Consider the following 17643-nt stretch of genomic DNA (forward strand, 5'->3'; position numbering starts at 1 on the left):
ATAGGGACTGCGTTGTGCGATTCGCATGTCCCTTGGCATTTTTGCCCACAGGGGTTAGCGAAGGTCAAAAACAGAGTGCGCATTTGCTAAAACTACCGACTCGATGCGCTTTGCGTCACAGTTTTTGAGTGAGGCAATGCGCATCGAGGTCCTTGCGAGTGATTTGATGAGCGACTGCGCGCTTGTTTCTGTGTTTGGCTCGGCCGGCGCATCGGTCTCGAGCAGTAGACGGTCGAGTGGAATCTGTCGTGCGTATTCGTGACCGCGCTTGGTGGCGAGCATCCGCTCATTTACGGAAAAATAGCAGCCTGCATTACGCGCGCGGACGAGTTCGTCCGAAGTGCCGCTAAACCAGTGGAAGATGATAAAGGGGGAGTCGGGATTTGGGATGAGTAGTCCATGCGATTCGAGGACGTCCAGTACGGTTCCTGCCGAATGAATGGCGTGAATTGATATCACGCGCCCAGCAAGAGCATGCTGCGCGAGCGTATCGCAGAGCCGATCAAGTGCCTGTATTTGCAACGGCTCGCTTCCAGCAAAGCGCGCTGAAAAGTCGAGCCCCACCTCGCCGATGTAGCGCTCTTGGGCAGCAAACTCGCAAAGCAGGTTGACTTCGGCGGGACCGCAGCGGCCGTCGGCGAGCCACCAGGGGTGAAGCCCAACGCCGGCGATGATGCTTGGTTGGCGACGGGCGCGCTCGTTTGCGGCCGAAAAGTCGCGTGGGTCGACCCCGCAGTCAAAGAGCCCCAGACCCAACGCCGCCGACTCGCTGGCTGCAGTATCGGGGCCGAGCATCAAATCAAGATGACAATGCGTGTCAAAGAATTGCGGTTCCATCGCAGGACATCCTGCTAGTCCAGGCGCTGGCCATCGGCGCGCACGTGCTCGGTGCCGCGCCCACTGATCTGGCGGATAACCTCGCCGGCGATCATCTGGCCCATGATGGGCGGCATAAAGCTGGCGGTTCCCAGCTCGGTGCGCTCGTGGATGTTGGAAGGGTCGCGGGGCTGTGTCTTAACCGATTCCTCGCAGCTAAACAGTACATGTAGGCTCTTGATTCCGCGCTTCTTACATTCTTTGCGCATGATGCGGCTCATGGGGTCACGTACCGTATCGAAAATGTCGGCAAATCGGAGGCACTCGGGATGGAGTTTGTTGGCCCCGCCCATGGAGCTAACCAAACGGATGTCGTGGTCCTGAGCATATTTGGCAATGGTGAGCTTGGCCGAGATGGTGTCGATGGCGTCGATGACGTAGTCAAGTTTGCCGTCCGTCTGCTCCAAAACGCTCGCGAAAAACTCGTCGATGTTGTCGCTCAGCAGGTATTCGGTACGCTTGATGACGGTAGCGGCTGGATTGATGTCGTGGATCATGGCTTCCATAACATCGATCTTGCGCTTGCCGATGGTGCTGTGAAAGGCGATGGCCTGGCGATTGATATTGCTGGGCGCGATGATGTCCTTGTCCAGAATGACGAAATGACCGATGCCGCCGCGGGCGAGTGCCTCGCAGCAATTGGAGCCCACGCCACCGCAGCCGAGCACCAGCACTGTGGAGTTGGCGAGCTTATCGAGTGCCTCGCGGCCCATGATGATCTCGAGCTTGGTGTCGCGTGTCTCGTTGGGAGTTGCGGCTGCGGTTTCGGTCATAGACATCCTCCGATGGGGAAGCGAATCGTGTTTTAGCTATCGCCATTATAGGTAATCGCCCATAGGTTGCGATGGCGCTTACTTTGATGTGGTTTGAAGCATTTCGATTAGATAGTTAGACAAACATCTAAATATCGAGTATAGTGTGCGCGTCATGAGGGGTGCTGAGAGGAGGTCTTATGCCGGGAGAGGGTTTTAAGGCGCTGGCCGATCCTACGCGGCGGCGCATTTTGGAACTGCTGCGCGAGGGCAATTGCACGGCGGGGGAGCTTGCCAAGCATTTCGATATCAGTAAGCCGTCGCTGAGCCATCACTTGGCGACGCTTAAAAACGCCGGGTTGGTGACCGACGAGCGCCATGGCCAAAACATCGTATACAGCTTAAACACCACCGTCATGCAGGATTTAATTGGCTGGTTTATGGGTTTTACAAACAATGAAGGTGATAAGGATGAATAACGAAAACAAGGGCATTCACCCCACAGGGGTATCGTCGCGCGTGTGGATTGCGCTGGTCGCTCTGTGCGTCGCCAATGTCGTAGCGCACCTCATGGTGATGCCGAGCTTGCCTGCGCAGATTCCCACGCACTGGGGCGCGAACGGCGCTGTCGACGGTTGGGGTCCTAGCTGGATGGCCTCCGCGCTCGGCGTGCTGCCTCTGGCGCTTCTCGCAATGTTCTGCGTGGTGCCGCGCGTCGATCCCAAAGGTGAGGCATATCGAACCTCGGGTAAGTTCTATCAGGGCTTCGTAATTGCCTTCACCTTGTTCATGTGCGCCATAAGCTGGCTGGGAGAGCTTACGGTCTGGGGCGTGGTGCCGGCGGTCGGTTCGGTCAACGTGCTGATTTCCGGTGCTGTCGGTTTGCTGTTCATCGGCGTAGGCAACTACTTGCCGCGTGTGAAGCAGAACTATACGCTCGGTATCAAGACGCCCTGGGCGCTTGCCGATCCCGAGAACTGGCGCCGTACGCAGCGCTTTGGCGGTGCCTGCTTTATGGTGCTGGGTGTTGGCCTGATTGTGATGGGCGTGGCGGGCAGCGTGCTTTCGAGTGAAGTCGTCGCCGCGGTGATTGCGGTGCTGACGTTTGGTTCAGCTGGCGCTGCCTACGTCTATTCGTATCTGCTGTGGCGCAAATCGCAGCGAGCCGTTCGCTAAGGTTGCGGAAAACTAGCGTACGCAGTTCATAGTGTGTTCCGGGGGACTTTTCCCAGGTAGTATTAGGGGGTGTGGGCAACCATGCCCCTTTTTCGTTAAATTTCAGAGCTGGTTGCCTCATTTCGTTTCCACTAAAACGAAAACAAGAATAGGGAAACAGCAGGTAGAAAGGATAAAACAGGCAAATGGCGGAGTTTATCTACCAGATGTATCAGGCTCGTAAGGCCCATGGCGACAAGGTGATTCTTGACGACGTGACCCTGAGCTTCTATCCCGGTGCCAAGATCGGCGTCGTGGGCCCCAACGGTATGGGCAAGTCGACCCTGCTCAAGATCATGGCCGGTATCGAGGAGGTCTCCAACGGCGATGCCAGGCTCACTCCCGGCTACACCGTGGGCATCCTGCAGCAGGAGCCGCCGCTCGACGACGACAAGACCGTCATCGAGAACGTGCGCATGGCGTTTGGCGATATGATCGCCAAGGTCGATCGCTTCAACAAGATCGGCGAGGAGATGTGCGACCCGGATTGCGACATGGACGCCCTCATGGCCGAGATGGGCAAGCTCCAGGACGAGATCGATGCCGCCGACGGCTGGGATATCGATTCCAAGCTCGGCCAGGCCATGGACGCCCTGCAACTGCCCGATTCCGACATGCCGGTCAATGTGCTTTCCGGCGGCGAGCGCCGTCGCGTGGCCCTGTGCAAGCTGCTGCTCGAGGCTCCCGATCTGCTGCTGCTCGACGAGCCCACGAACCACCTGGATGCCGAGTCGATCCTGTGGCTCGAGCATTTCCTGCACAACTACCAGGGCGCGGTGCTTGCCGTCACGCACGATCGCTACTTCCTGGATAACGTTGCCGAGTGGATCTGCGAGGTCGACCGCGGTCACCTTTATCCCTACAAGGGCAACTACTCCACGTATCTGGAGACCAAGGCCGCCCGTATCGAGGCTCAGGGTAACCGCGATGCCAAGCTTGCCAAGCGCATGGAGGCCGAGCTCGAGTGGGTGCGCAGCTCGCCCAAGGCTCGCCAAGCCAAGAACAAGGCCCGCCTGGCTCGCTACGAGGAGATGGAGGCCGAGGCCCGCGCAAGCCAGAAGCTCGACTGGACCGACATCCGCATCCCTGTGGGCCCGCGTCTGGGCAACAAGGTGCTCGAGGCCCATCATCTGCACAAGGAGTTCGATGGCCGTGTGCTCATCGACGACCTTTCGTTTACCCTGCCGCGCAACGGCATCGTGGGCGTCATCGGCCCCAACGGTGTCGGTAAGACCACGCTGTTCAAGACGATTGTGGGTCTGGAGCCGCTGACTTCGGGCGAGCTTGAGGTGGGTGAGACCGTCAAGATCTCCTATGTCGACCAGAACCGTTCCGGCATCGACCCCGATAAGAACTTGTGGGAGGTCGTCTCGGACGGCCTGGACCACATGATGGTCGGCGAGACCGAGGTTCCGAGCCGCGCTTATGTGGCGAGCTTTGGCTTTAAGGGCCAGGACCAGCAGAAGCGCGCTGGCGTACTCTCCGGTGGCGAGCGCAACCGTCTGAACTTGGCGCTTACGCTCAAGCAGGGCGGCAACCTGCTGCTCCTCGACGAGCCCACGAACGACCTCGACGTCGAGACGCTGTCCTCGCTCGAGGCGGCGCTGCTCGAGTTCCCGGGCTGCTCGGTGGTCATTAGCCACGATCGTATGTTCCTGGACCGCGTCGCCACGCACATCCTGGCGTGGGAGGGCACCGATGAGAACCCGGGCAACTGGTATTGGTTTGAGGGTAACTTCGAGGCCTATCAGGCCAACCGCATCGAGCGCCTGGGCGAGGACGCAGCCCAGCCGCATCGTATCCACAGGAAACTTACCAGGGACTAGTTTGATGTGGCAAAGGGACAGCCCCTTTGTCACACGAACTTATGCTCAACCTGGGAAAATAAAAAAACGCGGCGAACGTTTTTGTGACGTTCGCCGCGTTTTGCTATTCGTTGGATTCTTCAACCTTGTCGACGGTCCAGGTGGCTCCGAGGCCTCCGGTGGTGTTGCGGCGGATGCGCACGGTGACTTCGTGGCGCTCGCCGGCCTGCGTGTAGCGCAGGGGGAAGATTGCGCGGTTTCGCGCGGCCTCGATGGTGCCGCGTTCGCGGGCGATCCAGTAGTACTCGCCGACGATGCCGAGGGTGTCGGCGCCGTAGGGGAGATAGGTCGACAGCTGGTGCAGCAACGGGCCGGGGCAGAAGACCTCGGTTGCGAAATCGACGGGGAAGTCCTCGGGGATGGTCGGTGCTGCGGGTACCGAAGCCGGTACCGGTGCGGGAATTTGGTCATAGACAGGTGCGGATGCGGACTCGATGACGGGTGCAGACTCGGGCGCCGGTTCTGGCTTAACTGCGGAATCTGTCGGTTCCACGGAGACGGATGTGTCTTCAGTCTCGGTTTTGGCGTCGGCTTGCGGGGCGTCCTCTGCCTCGACAGACGGCTTTGCCTCGATGGGCGTGGATGCCATGGTGGTGATGCCGGCGTTGGCGTTCTCGGGGTCATAGACGACCGTGAGCGAGATGGCGGGCTGCGGTGCCTCGGGCTCCGATGCCGCCTCGGTAGCGTCCTGTTCTGCGAGTTCTTCGGGCTGATCGTCCTCGGCCTCGTTGCCAAAGACATCGCTGTTTTGGAACGCAGGCGTCTCGGGTTGGTCAGCGGCTTCTTCGGTTGTCGACTTGGACGCTTCGTTGAACTCAGCAGTGGCTTCCTGCTCGGATATGACTTCGGGATCGGTCGTGACGGCGATTTCTGGTTCGGCTTCTGCTGTTACCACAATAGCGACTTCGATCTCCGTCTCGGGCTCGGGTTCCGGGGCGACTTCGGCCACGGGCTCGGGCTCGGCGCGCTTAACGTGCTTGGGGCGCACAGCCTTCAGGTCCTTCTCACCGCGCTTTTTCTTTTTGTAGGACTGCTTGGCTCCCTTGGCTGCCTTGGGCTTGTCCTCGCCCTTGGCGAGAGCGGCATCCCAAGCCTCGTTGGCGATGACGGTGGCATACAGACACCCGCCCTTAAAGACGGTCAGCTTAATGCAGTCGTCAAGCTCTTCGAGCAACTCGCGCGTGGACTCAAAGCCCAGGTCGTAGGCCGTCATATCGCCCGCGACGAGTGCCTCCTCGACCTGCGTCATAAACGTTTGCTTGCCGCATCCAATCGCATCGCGTAGCAGGCGATACAGATAGATGTGGTTGCCCAGCGAAAGCGTGGGCCTAACTATTGTCTTGCTCATGGCAAATCTCCTCTTTACACATGTAAAGCATCTTACCATCGCATAGCGTTCGCCATGGCGGCGCCCAAGGCAAACGGGCGCGAACCGCTGTCGATTCGCGCCCGTTATACAGGCCGGTTATCTATGAGAGGAAAATGTGCTTAGTTGCCCGATGCCGTGCCTTGGCTCGAGTTGTCGGATGCCGTGCCGGACGCGGTTCCGCTCGAGCTGTTCGAGCTGTTGGTGTTGCTGCCGTCTGCTGTGCCCGTTCCCGAAGTGCTGTCGCTCGTCTGGCCGCCCGTGCTCGGATGCGAACCGTCAGTCGTTTGGCTTGAGTCGGTCGTGCCGGACGGCGTGCCACTGTTGGACGCAGAAGAATCGGTGTCCTGCGATTGGTTTTGGGTGTTCGATGACGAATCGGCAGAGGTAGAACTGTCTTGTGCGTCGTCCGTCTGTGCCTGCTGATCTTGTGACTGGGCGGTGCCATTTGCATCGCTCTCGGTCGTGCGCGACGAAAGGATTGGCTCGGGGCGCTCACCCAGACCCTCTCCGGCAGTGGTGATAAGGATGGCGCCGGCGCAGGCGATGACCGCGACGATGGCGATGGCGATCGAGAAGACGATGACCTTCTTTTGCGTCTGGCTGCGCTCTGCCGCTGCCTTGGCGCGCAGGCTGTTGGGGGCGACGCGCGCCGTGGTCGCGCGACCTGCAACCTGACGCATCTCCTGCGTGGTCGCGGCGCCACCTAGGTGCTCCTCGACATCGGGTTCAACGGGCTCGTAGGCGCCGGCAGGGTAGTCGACAGCGGCATGCGTGCCCTTGATTGCTTCGGCGCTGGCAGAGATAAAGTGGCGGTAGACCTGCGAGGACACAACGGTGATGACCGAGCTCACGGCGGCGCCAATTACTGAACCAGCGATACCAATCTTGGAGCCAAGCGCGACGCTCGTGGCGGCAGCTGCGGCGCCGGCGATGATCTGGGGAATGGAAATGTCGTCAAACAGGCCCTTTTTGGGTGCGATGGCCATGGTCTGTCCGATGGAATGGTTCTCGTGCACGCCGTTGTTGAGCGATGCCGGCGTCATGACGCGCGTGCGCGGCGCGTCGGTATATTCAGTCGTCATACGGGGTCCTCCCGGTTCGTTTAGTGCTGCGACAGGTTGTTCAGCCCTCAGGGTACCCAGTCGGTGTGAACCGGAGATGGATTCGCCCGCAACACCATCAACTCACCAAAGCGCGAAACTTCTTCTCAGGCTGATCGAATGAAGACGGGGCGAATCGTTCGGATGTCGAAAGGAAGGTTGACCGGATTTGAAATCCCGTGGAATAATCGGGCTCGCGGCGCTGTTGCTTGCGCCGGGTAGGGAGCGTCATGAAAATCCTTAAGCGGATCAACAACAATACGGTTATCTGCGTAAACGCCAAGGGCCGTGAACTCGTGGCAATTGGCCGCGGTATCGGGTTTCCCAATGGCCCCGATGAGGTCACACTCGATAAGATCGAGCGAACCTTCTACGGTGTCGACTCGCGCTACCTAGCGCTGCTCGACGAGATCGATCCTCAGGTGATGGAGTTCTCCGCCCAGATTGCCGATATCGCTCGCTCCAACATCTCGCGCGAGCTCTCGGCAAACCTTCCCTTTACCATGGCTGACCATATCGCCTTTGCCATCAAACGCTGCCGCGAGCATATGTTCGTGCAGATGCCGCTCTCCTATGATGTGCAGCAGATGTACCCCATTGAGTACAAGATCGCCAAGTTCGCGATCGAGGGCATCAATCGCGGCTTCAACGTCAAGATGCCGCGGGGGGAGGCGAGCGGTATCGCGCTCTGTATCGTCAACAGCGTGGTCGCCTCGTCTTCAAAGGCCAAATCCAATACGGTGCGTAAGGACGAGGTGATGCTCGAGAGCTTCACCAAGATTATCGAATCCGAGCTGGGGGTTTGCGTGGACCGCGACGGCTTTGACTTTTGCCGTTATGCCACGCACGTGCGCTACCTGTTAGAACGCGTGCAGACAGGAGAGCCCCTCAACACGGAGAACGGCGCGCTTTACGGACCGCTCTGCGAGCAGCATCCCGACGTGGCCGTGTGCGTCGACCGCATGGCCGCGCTTATCGAAGAGCGCTTTGACGCCGGGCTCGCCGATGAAGAGAAGGTCTACCTGATGCTCCACGTCAATCGCGTCTGCGCGGGATCTAGGTCCTAATCGACCGCTCGCCGCTGAAGTTTGACCGTTGGCCGGTTTCGACTTTCGTAAAAGCAACTGTTGGATGTAGTTTCATAGTCACATAAGGTGTTATTCGAGAAGAGCCTCGAAGCATGACGTAGACAGTTCCCTGTCCGCTTTGTGCTTTGGGGCTCTTCTGTTTTTGTCTTCTTCTTGCTTTTCTCGATTTGCCTCGTGTCAGGCCTGCCGTAATCGGTTCTTCGCGTGTGCGCAAACGGGAAGACAGAAAAGCAAGGGAGTTCAGCTATGACTGACAATAAGAAAATCGCAGCGGACGTGCTCGAGGCCGTCGGTGGCAAGGAGAACGTGACGTTTGTTGCGCACTGTATGACGCGCCTGCGTTTTAACCTCAAAGATATCGATGCCCCCGATATCAAAGAAGTGAAGAAGATTGGCGGTGTGTTGGGTGCTCAAATCTCCGGAGGGCAGTTCCAGGTAATCGTGGGCCAAAACGTGCCCAAGGTTTATGACGAGCTCTGCAAGATCGGCGGCTTTGCCAAGCAGGACGCCATCGACGAGAACCTTGATGCTCCTAAGCAGAAGCTCACACCTAAGGTTATTGGCAATAACATCCTCAACTACCTGTCAAGCTCCATGGTGCCTATGATCCCCGTCCTAATGTGTGCTGGCCTGTTCAAGACCGTAGCGGTGGTGCTGGGACCTACGATGGCGGGCGTGCTGTCCGACACAAGCGACCTTTATGTTCTGATGAACATGGTTTATGACGCAGCGTTCTATTTTATCCCCATCTACCTTGGCTATAATGCGGCTAAGAACATTGGCGTAACGCCTGTCCTCGGTGCCTTTATGGGCGGCATTCTTATCGACCCGACCATGATTCAGCTTGCGACCGATGGAGCTCAGTTCTCCGTTTATGGCATTCCCTGCGTCGCCGCAAACTACACAAAGACGGTCCTTCCCATTCTTCTGTCCGTGTGGGCGATGAGTTATATCGAGCGCTTCTTCCGCAAATATGTGCCAGATACCCTTTCAACGGTTTTCGCGCCTTTCCTTACCATGGTCGTCGCTGTTCCTGTGTCTCTCTGCGCTCTCGCCCCTGTTGGTTCATGGGCCGGTAATGCCCTCGCCGCCGGTTTTGAGTTCCTTGGTACTTCCGGTGGTATCGCCGCCATCCTCGGAGGAGGTATTCTGGCGGGTCTTTGGTGCCCAATGATTATTACCGGCATGCATGTGGCGGTTGCGATGATTGCCATCGCTAACTATATGACTGTGGGAACCGACAGCTTTGTTTTGGTTGCGACGGGCGTTAGCCTTTGGGCGACCTTCGGCTGCGAGGTGGCGACCTGGCTCAAGCTGCGCGATAAAGACGAGAAGAGCATGGCATTCGGCTATTTGGTCGCAAACATTGTCGGAGGCGTCGGCGAGCCTTTCATCTACGGCATGATGCTGCGCTATCGCCGCGTGTTTGTCTGGAAGATTATCGGATCCTTTGTTGCCGGTGCGCTTGCAATCGCTCTCGGAGCCACGGTTTATACTGCCGGCGCGGCATCTAACTTCTTGGAGTTCCTCGCGTTTGCGGGCGGCGGGACCCAGAATCTCATCAACTTTGGAATCGCTGCTGGTGCAGGCTTCCTTGTGAGCGCCTTGGGCACGTATTTCCTGGGCTTTACGGCGGATGAGCTCGAGAATGGCCCCGTTTCCGAGCGTTAAGTTTTCTACGGCCTGCGTGTGGCAGGACGCATTGGAAGGGCGTCCATGACGCCCTTCTCTTTTTGTATTTCTATTTCCGATGTTTGGGCGGCGTGTGCCGCGAAGAGTTGGAGTTGGAATGAACATAGAGTTTGGAATCTCGAAGATTGACGTAACACCCCAGTCTCCTTGCCGCATGGGCGGCTACAACAGAAAAGGTGCCTGGACGGATGTTCTTGATCCTATTGAGGCCAACGCTAGCGCTGTCTGTGTTGATCTTGTCCCGTTTATTCTTATCGAGCTCGATTCAATAATGGTGTCGAAAGATTTTTCCCTTTCGGTCAAGAACGCCGTATCGTCAAAAACGGGCATCGATTCGAGCAATATCGTCGTCGCATGCATTCATACCCATTCTGCACCATGCTATTTTAAGCTTGCCTACGAGGATACGTTACCTGAAACCGAATTGACGAGTGATTTGATTGGCTTGGCTACCGAGGCGGCGGTATCTGCATGGGCGTCCAGGTCGAAGGCGACCGTATCGATGGAGATGTTAGGCATCGAGGGACTGTACGGGAATCGAAATGTTCAGGGCGGTCCGGCCGATAAACAGGTAAGTATTTTCTCGTTTGAGGACGCTCAAGGCGGTCGCCCAATTGGAAAAATGCTGTTCATATCTGCTCATCCTACCATCCTTAATGGGAAAAGCGCCGTCCTCTCTGCTGATTTGATTGGGCATGTCAGGCAGCGTTTGGAGAGGAAATATGGCTGTCCTGTACTTTGCGTCAACGGAACGTGCGGGGATGTGTCGACGCGTTTCTATCGGCAAGGGGAGGGAGTTGCCGAACTCGAGCGCACGGCTAACGAACTTTGCGCTCAAATTGAATCCAAGCGTGAGCGCGCGGCACTCAGAGTTGATACTCCGCGTTGGGGCTCTATCAGCATGAAGAGTGTCTACGATGCAAAAACAGATCCGGACTGGATCGAGATGACCAATCGGATAGAGGCTATGGATGCGAGCCCGATGCGAGACTTTCTCCTTAAGCGGCAACAACTTAAGCTCTCGATGGGGAAAATCGAGCTTGAGCTTCCGAGCCAGTTTGCGGTAATTGGTAACTGCATTTTTATCACGATGCCATGCGATACGTGTAGCACATTAGGCTTGGATTTTAAGAGGGCGTTTAGCCAATACAACGTCTTTGTTATCGGCTATGCGAACACGTACTGCAACTACCTTGTGCCTCAGGAAGACTACGGCAAGTATTTTGAAACCTACAACTCGCGAACGCCGCGCGGGGTTGCCGATGCGTTCGTTGCGCGAATCATTCAGGCGGTCGGTGCCGCGCTATAGCGGGCGCTATAGACCATCGTGGTAGATGAACCGGTCAGGATTATACGGAGCATGTATTGTGTCAATCATTGAACCTCTCATCCAACAAGTCCTTATCATGTTTTTGCTCATGGGAATGGGCTACGCTCTAAACCGCTTGGGCATATTGAGCGAGCAGGCTGCAATAGAATTCGGAAAGTTGCTCATCAACCTTGTGATTCCCGCAATCATTCTCAAATCATTTTGGATCGAGTATTCGTTTCAGAGGATGTATGAGTTGGGAATGACCTTAATGCTGTCGGCGGCGATGTTGTTGCTCGCTTGCGTTGTTGCCCGCCTGTTGTTCAGGGGCCGTCCCATCGACATTTTTGCTGCGGCATTCTCGAATGCTGGATTTGTGGGAATACCCCTTGTTGAAGCGGCGCTTGGAAAAGATGCCGTGTTTTTCATCACGTGCATGATCGCTCTTCTCAATGCTATGCAATGGACATACGGGCAGTATCTGCTGTCGGGGTCTAAAAAATGTATGAGTCCTAAAGCGATCCTGGCAAGTCCAATGGTCATGGCTTTATTGGGCGGTTTCTTGATTTTTATCCTTCGTGTCCCAACGGTCCCTCTGGCACAGTCAGTGCTTTCGTATATCTCGGGGCTCAACACTCCGCTAGCAATGATGACTCTCGGTATCTATCTTGCTCAGTCTGATTTGATGGCGCTCCTGAGGGCGAAAAGCTTGTTTGCCGTCTCATCGGTCAGGCTGCTTGTCATTCCGATTCTTTCGCTCCTGTTCCTATGTCTCTTTCCATGTGATAGGTCAATTAAGATGGCGCTGCTGATTGCGGCTGCGACCCCCACCGGCGCGAATGTAGCTATCTTTGCCCAGCAGCATAATAAGGACTATCGATATGCATGTGGAACAGTCTGTGTTACCACCCTTCTGTCTATGTTCACTATGCCAGCGATAGTGTCCTTGTCTCAGCTAGTGTTCTAGGCGCTATGCCACGCACCTGCGGATGAACGCTTCGTGGCGGTCGATTATGGCCGGGGCCCAACAATCCGGACCGCCGTTGATCGTGCTGGCAACAGATGCCATCAACTCATCAAGGGGGCTTGCTATCATTGGTGCACTAGCTTGATGCTAAACTGAATTAATGATTGCGAGGTGGTTTACGTGATGTACCCGTATATGACATTCGAAGATGGTACCGAGGTCATTCATTCTGACCTGATCACAGATGGCGATATCGAAAAGGTCATCGTGCATTTTGAACGACCGACGGCAGAGGGTTTCGACTCCGCTCGTTGCGAGCTGCCTTCTTACAATTGGACCATGTGGGAGGGGCGTTTTACCGACGAGGAGAAGCGAGGTTTTGAGACTTTTCTGAGCAATAACGCCCATCTGCTGTATCGCTACGCCGCAAACGGAGGAGCTAAAGTTGCCTAGCCTTTTTCTTATTGGCGGCTATCGGGTCTTCTTTTGGTCCAATGAAGCGGGCGAGCCAATCCATGTCCATGTTTGCAAGGGGGCGCCTTCAGATAACTCGGCCAAAATCTGGCTGACTCGAAGAGGTGGCTGCATTGTCGCTAATAACAAAGCGAAGATCCCCCGGAGCACGCTTGATGACCTCTGTGAAATCATCGCCGCTCAGCATGAATTGATTTGCTCTAAATGGAAGGCATTTTTCCTTGTGGACGAGATCTCGTTCTACTGCTAAACGTCATCCCGGCTTCTCTTTTCCAATTTTAATCATGAGCTTGTCCCATCTGTGCTGATTGAACTTGACAGTACAATGGAGGCGGACTATATCGCCGCCGCTCGTTGCGGCTAACGGATGTGCTGGAGCTCGCATGAACGATTTTCTAAACGGTCAAGTTGAGAACGACGGTTTTTTGCGCGCGGCAGCGGCCTCGCCCAAGATTCGCGTGGCCGATGTCGAGGGCAATGCCGAGGTTGCGCTGGCGGCTGTTCGCGAGGCTGCTGGGCGCGGCGTTCGTGCGTTGGTGTTGCCCGAGCTTAACCTGACCGGTTATACTGCGGCCGATCTGTTCCATAACCGCACGTTGCTGCATGCCTGCGAGACGGCGCTTGTGCGCATCCTCGATGAAACCCGTGAGCTGCCGATCGTCTTTACCATTGGCTTGCCCGTTGCGGTGGCCGAAAACATCTACAATTGCGCCGCCGTGTGCTGTGCGGGCGAGCTTTTGGGCCTTACGGCCAAAAAGTATCTGCCCAACTATGGTGAGTTCTATGAGCGCCGCTGGTTCGCTCCGGCGCCCGTCGATCCCGTGTGGGTTGAATTTGCCGGCCAGGGTCCGGTGCCGCTTGGCTCGGGGCTTGTCTACCGCTGCTGTGACGAGGGCGCCGAGGATCTGGTGCTGGGCGTCGAGGTCTGTGAGGACCTGTGGGTGCCGGCGCCCCCTTCGACCGAGATGGCGCTTGCCGGCGCGACGGTGATCCTCAACCCGTCAGCCTCGGACGAGATCATCGGCAAGGCAGATTACCGTCGCAGCCTCATCTCCAACCAGAGCGCACGCCTGTACTGCGCCTATGCCTACGCAGACGCGAGCGAGGGCGAGTCCACGACCGACATGGTCTTTGCGGGCGAGAACCTTATCTACGAAAACGGCTCCAAGCTTGCCGCGACCAGGCTTCTCACCTGTGACATGGCCATCGCCGACGTCGATCTTGACCGTCTGGTTGCCGAGCGCCGTCGCTCGACGACGTGGACACGCGCCGACGATGCGCCGGAGGCCACGACTGTTGAGTTTTCGTTTGAGGGCGTGTTGGCCGAAGAGCCCGTCCTGCGCGATGCCTGCGATATCGACCGCGTTTTCCCGCGTGCGCCCTTTGTGCCGGCCGACCACGGCGATCTGGCCGAGCGCTGCGAGACCATCCTCGACCTGCAGACTGCGGGCCTCAAGACGCGCCTTGCCCATACGGGCACCAAGGCAGCTGTTATCGGTCTTTCGGGCGGCTTGGACTCCACGCTGGCGCTGCTTGTGACTGTGCGTGCTTTCGATGCACTGGGGCTGCCGCGCACGGGTATCACGGCGGTCTCCATGCCCGGCTTTGGCACGACGCACCGCACCAAGTCCAATGCCGAGTCGCTCGCCCGCGACCTGGGTGTCTCCTTCCGCGAGGTCTCGATTCATGCGGCCGTGGAGCAGCATTTTAAGGACATCGAGCACGATCCGGCCGTCCAAGACGTGACCTACGAGAACAGCCAGGCGCGCGAGCGTACGCAGATTCTGATGGACCTGGCCAACCAGGCTGGCGGCTTTGTCATCGGCACCGGCGACCTGTCGGAGCTGGCGCTCGGCTGGGCTACGTACAATGGCGACCATATGAGCATGTACGCCGTCAACGCGAGCGTGCCCAAGACGCTCGTGCGTCATCTGGTTCGCTATGCGGCCGATGTCTTTGGCGGGCGCATCGCGACCACGCTGCTTGACATCCTCGACACGCCCGTCTCGCCCGAGCTTCTGCCGCCCACGGGCGACGGCGAGATCGCGCAGAAGACCGAAGACCTGGTGGGTCCCTACGAGCTGCACGACTACTTCCTCTACTATTTGCTGCGCTTTGGCTTTGAGCCGGGCAAGATCTATCGCATGGCGCTCAAGAGCTTCGAGGGTGTCTACGACAAGGTCACCATCCATACGTGGCTGCGTACGTTCTACCGTCGCTTCTTTGCCCAGCAGTTTAAGCGCAGCTGCCTGCCCGATGGTCCCAAGGTGGGCTCGGTGACGCTCAGCCCACGCGGCGATTGGCGTATGCCGAGTGACGCCAGCTCGCGTCTGTGGCTTGCGCAGATCGACGCGCTCAATCCCATTGACTAAGGTCGGCTAAATTGAACCAATACGGGGGTTGCAAGCGTTACACTTTTGCAATCTGATGGCCCGTATCGCGCGGCGCTCTTGTCGGAGCGCCGCTTTTTTATATCGGAAGGTGGCACCATGCAGGCATCGCAGCGTCTCGACCGCTTTGGCGCGGAGGTCTTCGCCTCGCTCAACAACAAACTGCTTGCGCTGAAGGCTCAGGGCAAGACCATTTACAACATGAGCGTGGGCACGCCCGACTTTAAGCCGTACGACCACGTGGTCGAGGCGCTCACGCAAGCGGCCCAGGACCCCGAGATGTGGAAGTATGCCCTGCGCGACCTGCCCGAACTCAAGCAAGCCGTGTGCGATTACTACGAGCGTCGCTTTGGCGTTTCGGGCATTACGCCGTCTATGGTGCAGTCGTGCAACGGCACGCAGGAGGGCGTTGGCCATTTGGGCCTTGCCCTGCTCGATCCGGGTGACACCATTCTGGTTCCCGATCCGTGCTACCCGGTCTTTGAGGCAGGTGCCAAGATCGCCGATGCCAAGCTCGAGTACTATCCGCTGGTGGCGGAGCACAATTACCTGCCCTATGTGGCGGGTATCGATCCCGAGGTGGCCGATCGTGCCAAGTACATGATTGTGTCGCTGCCCGCCAACCCGGTGGGCTCGGTGGGCACGCCCGAGGTCTACGAGGAGATCATCGCTTTCGCCCGCGAGCACGACCTGCTCATCGTTCACGACAACGCATACTCCGACATCGTGTTCGACGGCGAGCCGGGCGGCAGCTTCTTGCAGTATCCCGGCGCGCTCGAGGTGGGCGTTGAGTTCTTCTCGCTCTCCAAGTCGTTTAACGTCACCGGTGCGCGTATCGGCTTTTTGGTCGGTCGCGAGGATGTGGTCTCGGCCTTTGCCAAGCTGCGCGGCCAGATCGACTTTGGTATGTTCTTCCCGATCCAGAAGGCTGCTATCGCCTGCCTGAACGGTCCGCGCGATGAGGTCGAGGCGCAGCGTCTGAAGTACCAGGAGCGCCGCGATGCCCTGTGCGACGGTCTTGAGGGCCTGGGCTGGGAGCGTCCCAACGCGCATGGCTCTATGTTTGTGTGGGCCAAGCTTCCCGGTGGTCGCACCGATTCCATGGCGTTTTGCGAGGAGCTCATGGAGAAGGCCGGCGTTGTGGTGACGCCGGGCGCGAGCTTTGGTCCTTCGGGCGAGGGGCACGTGCGCATGGCGCTGGTCTTGCCGCCCGACCAGATTGCTTTGGCTGTCGAGGCCATCCGCGAGGCGGGTCTGTATTAGAAACCTGTTTCGACTCGTCAATAGCTCGAAACCGATTTCGTGCAGTTATTTTACGAATCCTGCAAACAATTTCGGTAAACGGTCGATTTTTGGCTGCGAATAGGAGCATAATCAAAGTCCCGATTGGATGTATTGGGATTACGACAAGCCGCTCGGGTCGTTCCCGGGTGGCTTGTTTGTGGAGAGAGATGGGAGTTTCTAATGGTTAACGAGAAGAAGGTCGCTATTGTCGGCTGCGGTTTCGTCGGTTCGTCTTCGGCGTTCGCGCTGATGCAGAGCGGTCTGTTCTCCGAAATGGTCCTCATCGACGTGGACAAGAACCGCGCCGAGGGTGAGGCCCTGGATATCGCGCACGGTATGACGTTTGCCGAGCCGATGAAGATCTACGCCGGCGATTATTCCGATGTCGCCGACGCCGCCATGATCGTCGTCACCGCTGGCGCTGCCCAGAAGCCCGGTGAGACTCGCCTGGACCTGGTCAACAAGAACGTCAGCATCTTTAAGTCCATTATCCCCGAGATTAAGAAGTCCGGCTTCGACGGCATTCTGCTCATCGTCTCCAACCCGGTCGATGTTCTGACCTACGCCGCCATCAAGATGTCCGGCCTGCCCGAGGGCCACGTCATCGGTTCCGGTACCGTGCTCGACACCGGCCGTCTGCAGCAGATGCTTGGTGCCCACGTCGAGGTCGACCCGCGCGATGTCCAGGCCTATGTCATGGGTGAGCACGGCGACTCCGAGTTTGTCGCTTGGTCCAGCGCTCAGGTTGCCGGCGTTCCGCTGAACACCTTCTGCGAGCTTCACGGTCATCTGGAGCATGAGGCTGCCGAGAAGCGCATCGCCGAGGACGTCAAGAACTCCGCCTACACCATCATCGAGAAGAAGCACGCCACCTACTACGGCGTCGCCATGGCCGTCAAGCGCATCTGCACTGCCGTCATGCGTGACGAGCAGACCGTTCTGCCCGTTTCCTCGCTCATGGTGGGCGAGTACGGCCTGTCCGATCTTGCCATCTCCATGCCGACCGTCGTTGGCCGCGACGGCGTTGTCTGCCGCGTCCCCGTGCCGCTGAACGATGACGAGCAGCATGAGCTCACTGCCTCCGCCAAGGCCCTCAAGGACATCATCGACAGCGTCGACTTCTCCTGCTAAATCAAGCTCGCGAGAGCGAAAAGCTACAATGAAGGCGTCCGAGTCCACACGGTCGGGGGTGCGGACAGAAAGTTGGACCGCGGGGCGGTCCGGACTGGAGGTTCGCATGTACAGCAGGGAGAAGGTCGAGC

The 17643-nt window shown here is 57.8% G+C and carries 16 protein-coding genes; 12 read left to right on the forward strand and 4 right to left on the reverse strand.

What is annotated here, in order from left to right; translation table 11 throughout:
* Positions 1-54 precede the first annotated feature (54 nt).
* Both ACRX4W_RS07235 and ACRX4W_RS07240 read right to left on the reverse strand, forming a co-directional pair.
* On the reverse strand, positions 55-837 hold the full coding sequence (locus ACRX4W_RS07235; RefSeq protein ID WP_432299833.1) for a TatD family hydrolase: 783 nt from the start codon (positions 835-837) through the stop codon (positions 55-57).
* Positions 838-851: 14 nt separating this feature from the next.
* The gene (locus tag ACRX4W_RS07240) at positions 852-1649 is read right to left on the reverse strand and encodes a tRNA threonylcarbamoyladenosine dehydratase (protein ID WP_161194575.1); all 798 of its coding nucleotides are present in this window, start codon (positions 1647-1649) and stop codon (positions 852-854) included.
* Positions 1650-1828: 179 nt separating this feature from the next.
* On the opposite strand from ACRX4W_RS07240, the gene ACRX4W_RS07245 reads away from it, so the two are divergent.
* From ACRX4W_RS07245 to ettA, 3 genes are all read left to right on the forward strand, one after another.
* The gene (locus ACRX4W_RS07245) at positions 1829-2107 is read left to right on the forward strand and encodes an autorepressor SdpR family transcription factor (RefSeq protein WP_117635429.1); all 279 of its coding nucleotides are present in this window, start codon (positions 1829-1831) and stop codon (positions 2105-2107) included.
* A complete protein-coding gene (locus tag ACRX4W_RS07250) occupies positions 2100-2804 on the forward strand; it encodes an SdpI family protein (protein WP_161194574.1) in 705 nt (234 codons plus the stop codon). The genes ACRX4W_RS07245 and ACRX4W_RS07250 overlap by 8 nt, the downstream gene beginning before the upstream one ends.
* 185 nt (positions 2805-2989) lie before the next feature.
* Entirely contained in the window at positions 2990-4669 is a 1680-nt protein-coding gene (ettA, locus tag ACRX4W_RS07255; RefSeq protein WP_055251458.1) for an energy-dependent translational throttle protein EttA, read from the forward strand.
* Between the two features lie 103 nt (positions 4670-4772).
* On the opposite strand, the gene ACRX4W_RS07260 is transcribed toward ettA, so the two are convergent.
* Both ACRX4W_RS07260 and ACRX4W_RS07265 read right to left on the reverse strand, forming a co-directional pair.
* Positions 4773-6056 carry a hypothetical protein gene (locus ACRX4W_RS07260; protein ID WP_432299836.1) on the reverse strand — a complete coding sequence of 428 codons (1284 nt, stop codon included), beginning with the start codon at positions 6054-6056 and terminating at the stop codon, positions 4773-4775.
* A gap of 140 nt (positions 6057-6196) precedes the next feature.
* Entirely contained in the window at positions 6197-7159 is a 963-nt protein-coding gene (locus tag ACRX4W_RS07265) for a hypothetical protein (protein WP_432299838.1), read from the reverse strand.
* 248 nt (positions 7160-7407) lie between these two features.
* Between ACRX4W_RS07265 and ACRX4W_RS07270 the strand changes: the two genes are divergently transcribed.
* The 9 genes from ACRX4W_RS07270 (at position 7408) to ACRX4W_RS07310 (ending at position 17512) form a co-directional block, all read left to right on the forward strand.
* Positions 7408-8244, forward strand: coding sequence for a PRD domain-containing protein (locus ACRX4W_RS07270; protein WP_117655301.1), 837 nt, complete (start codon positions 7408-7410; stop codon positions 8242-8244).
* A 267-nt stretch (positions 8245-8511) separates the two neighbouring features.
* Positions 8512-9936, forward strand: a complete 1425-nt coding sequence (locus ACRX4W_RS07275; RefSeq protein ID WP_117735277.1) for a PTS transporter subunit EIIC — start codon at positions 8512-8514, stop codon at positions 9934-9936.
* Positions 9937-10054: 118 nt separating this feature from the next.
* Positions 10055-11266 (forward strand): hypothetical protein, encoded by a 1212-nt coding sequence (locus ACRX4W_RS07280; RefSeq protein ID WP_432299840.1) that lies wholly within the window; start codon positions 10055-10057, stop codon positions 11264-11266.
* A 58-nt stretch (positions 11267-11324) separates the two neighbouring features.
* Complete coding sequence (locus ACRX4W_RS07285) at positions 11325-12233, forward strand: AEC family transporter (protein ID WP_432299842.1); 909 nt, start codon at positions 11325-11327, stop codon at positions 12231-12233.
* A gap of 183 nt (positions 12234-12416) precedes the next feature.
* Positions 12417-12686: a hypothetical protein gene (locus ACRX4W_RS07290; RefSeq protein WP_117635421.1), complete on the forward strand. Its 270-nt coding sequence runs from the start codon at positions 12417-12419 to the stop codon at positions 12684-12686.
* Positions 12679-12957, forward strand: coding sequence for a DUF4160 domain-containing protein (locus tag ACRX4W_RS07295; protein ID WP_117635420.1), 279 nt, complete (start codon positions 12679-12681; stop codon positions 12955-12957). The genes ACRX4W_RS07290 and ACRX4W_RS07295 overlap by 8 nt, the downstream gene beginning before the upstream one ends.
* A 133-nt stretch (positions 12958-13090) precedes the next feature.
* A complete protein-coding gene (locus ACRX4W_RS07300; protein ID WP_432299844.1) occupies positions 13091-15079 on the forward strand; it encodes an NAD(+) synthase in 1989 nt (662 codons plus the stop codon).
* Between the two features lie 117 nt (positions 15080-15196).
* On the forward strand, positions 15197-16360 hold the full coding sequence (locus ACRX4W_RS07305; RefSeq protein WP_006234344.1) for a pyridoxal phosphate-dependent aminotransferase: 1164 nt from the start codon (positions 15197-15199) through the stop codon (positions 16358-16360).
* Positions 16361-16561: 201 nt separating this feature from the next.
* A complete protein-coding gene (locus ACRX4W_RS07310; protein WP_089573042.1) occupies positions 16562-17512 on the forward strand; it encodes an L-lactate dehydrogenase in 951 nt (316 codons plus the stop codon).
* Positions 17513-17643: the final 131 nt, after the last annotated feature.

The sequence above is a fragment of the Collinsella aerofaciens genome (assembly GCF_964283865.1).
In the GTDB taxonomy this organism is placed as follows: Bacteria; Actinomycetota; Coriobacteriia; order Coriobacteriales; family Coriobacteriaceae; genus Collinsella.

Excerpts from the sequence above, each read along its gene's own strand:
- ACRX4W_RS07235 (WP_432299833.1), bottom strand. The coding sequence starts at position 837 with ATGGAACCGCAATTCTTTGACACGCATTGTCATCTTGATTTGATGCTC.
- ACRX4W_RS07240 (WP_161194575.1), bottom strand. The coding sequence starts at position 1,649 with ATGACCGAAACCGCAGCCGCAACTCCCAACGAGACACGCGACACCAAG.
- ACRX4W_RS07245 (WP_117635429.1), top strand. The coding sequence starts at position 1,829 with ATGCCGGGAGAGGGTTTTAAGGCGCTGGCCGATCCTACGCGGCGGCGC.
- ACRX4W_RS07250 (WP_161194574.1), top strand. The coding sequence starts at position 2,100 with ATGAATAACGAAAACAAGGGCATTCACCCCACAGGGGTATCGTCGCGC.
- ettA (WP_055251458.1), top strand. The coding sequence starts at position 2,990 with ATGGCGGAGTTTATCTACCAGATGTATCAGGCTCGTAAGGCCCATGGC.
- ACRX4W_RS07260 (WP_432299836.1), bottom strand. The coding sequence starts at position 6,056 with ATGAGCAAGACAATAGTTAGGCCCACGCTTTCGCTGGGCAACCACATC.
- ACRX4W_RS07265 (WP_432299838.1), bottom strand. The coding sequence starts at position 7,159 with ATGACGACTGAATATACCGACGCGCCGCGCACGCGCGTCATGACGCCG.
- ACRX4W_RS07270 (WP_117655301.1), top strand. The coding sequence starts at position 7,408 with ATGAAAATCCTTAAGCGGATCAACAACAATACGGTTATCTGCGTAAAC.
- ACRX4W_RS07275 (WP_117735277.1), top strand. The coding sequence starts at position 8,512 with ATGACTGACAATAAGAAAATCGCAGCGGACGTGCTCGAGGCCGTCGGT.
- ACRX4W_RS07280 (WP_432299840.1), top strand. The coding sequence starts at position 10,055 with ATGAACATAGAGTTTGGAATCTCGAAGATTGACGTAACACCCCAGTCT.
- ACRX4W_RS07290 (WP_117635421.1), top strand. The coding sequence starts at position 12,417 with ATGTACCCGTATATGACATTCGAAGATGGTACCGAGGTCATTCATTCT.
- ACRX4W_RS07300 (WP_432299844.1), top strand. The coding sequence starts at position 13,091 with ATGAACGATTTTCTAAACGGTCAAGTTGAGAACGACGGTTTTTTGCGC.
- ACRX4W_RS07305 (WP_006234344.1), top strand. The coding sequence starts at position 15,197 with ATGCAGGCATCGCAGCGTCTCGACCGCTTTGGCGCGGAGGTCTTCGCC.
- ACRX4W_RS07310 (WP_089573042.1), top strand. The coding sequence starts at position 16,562 with ATGGTTAACGAGAAGAAGGTCGCTATTGTCGGCTGCGGTTTCGTCGGT.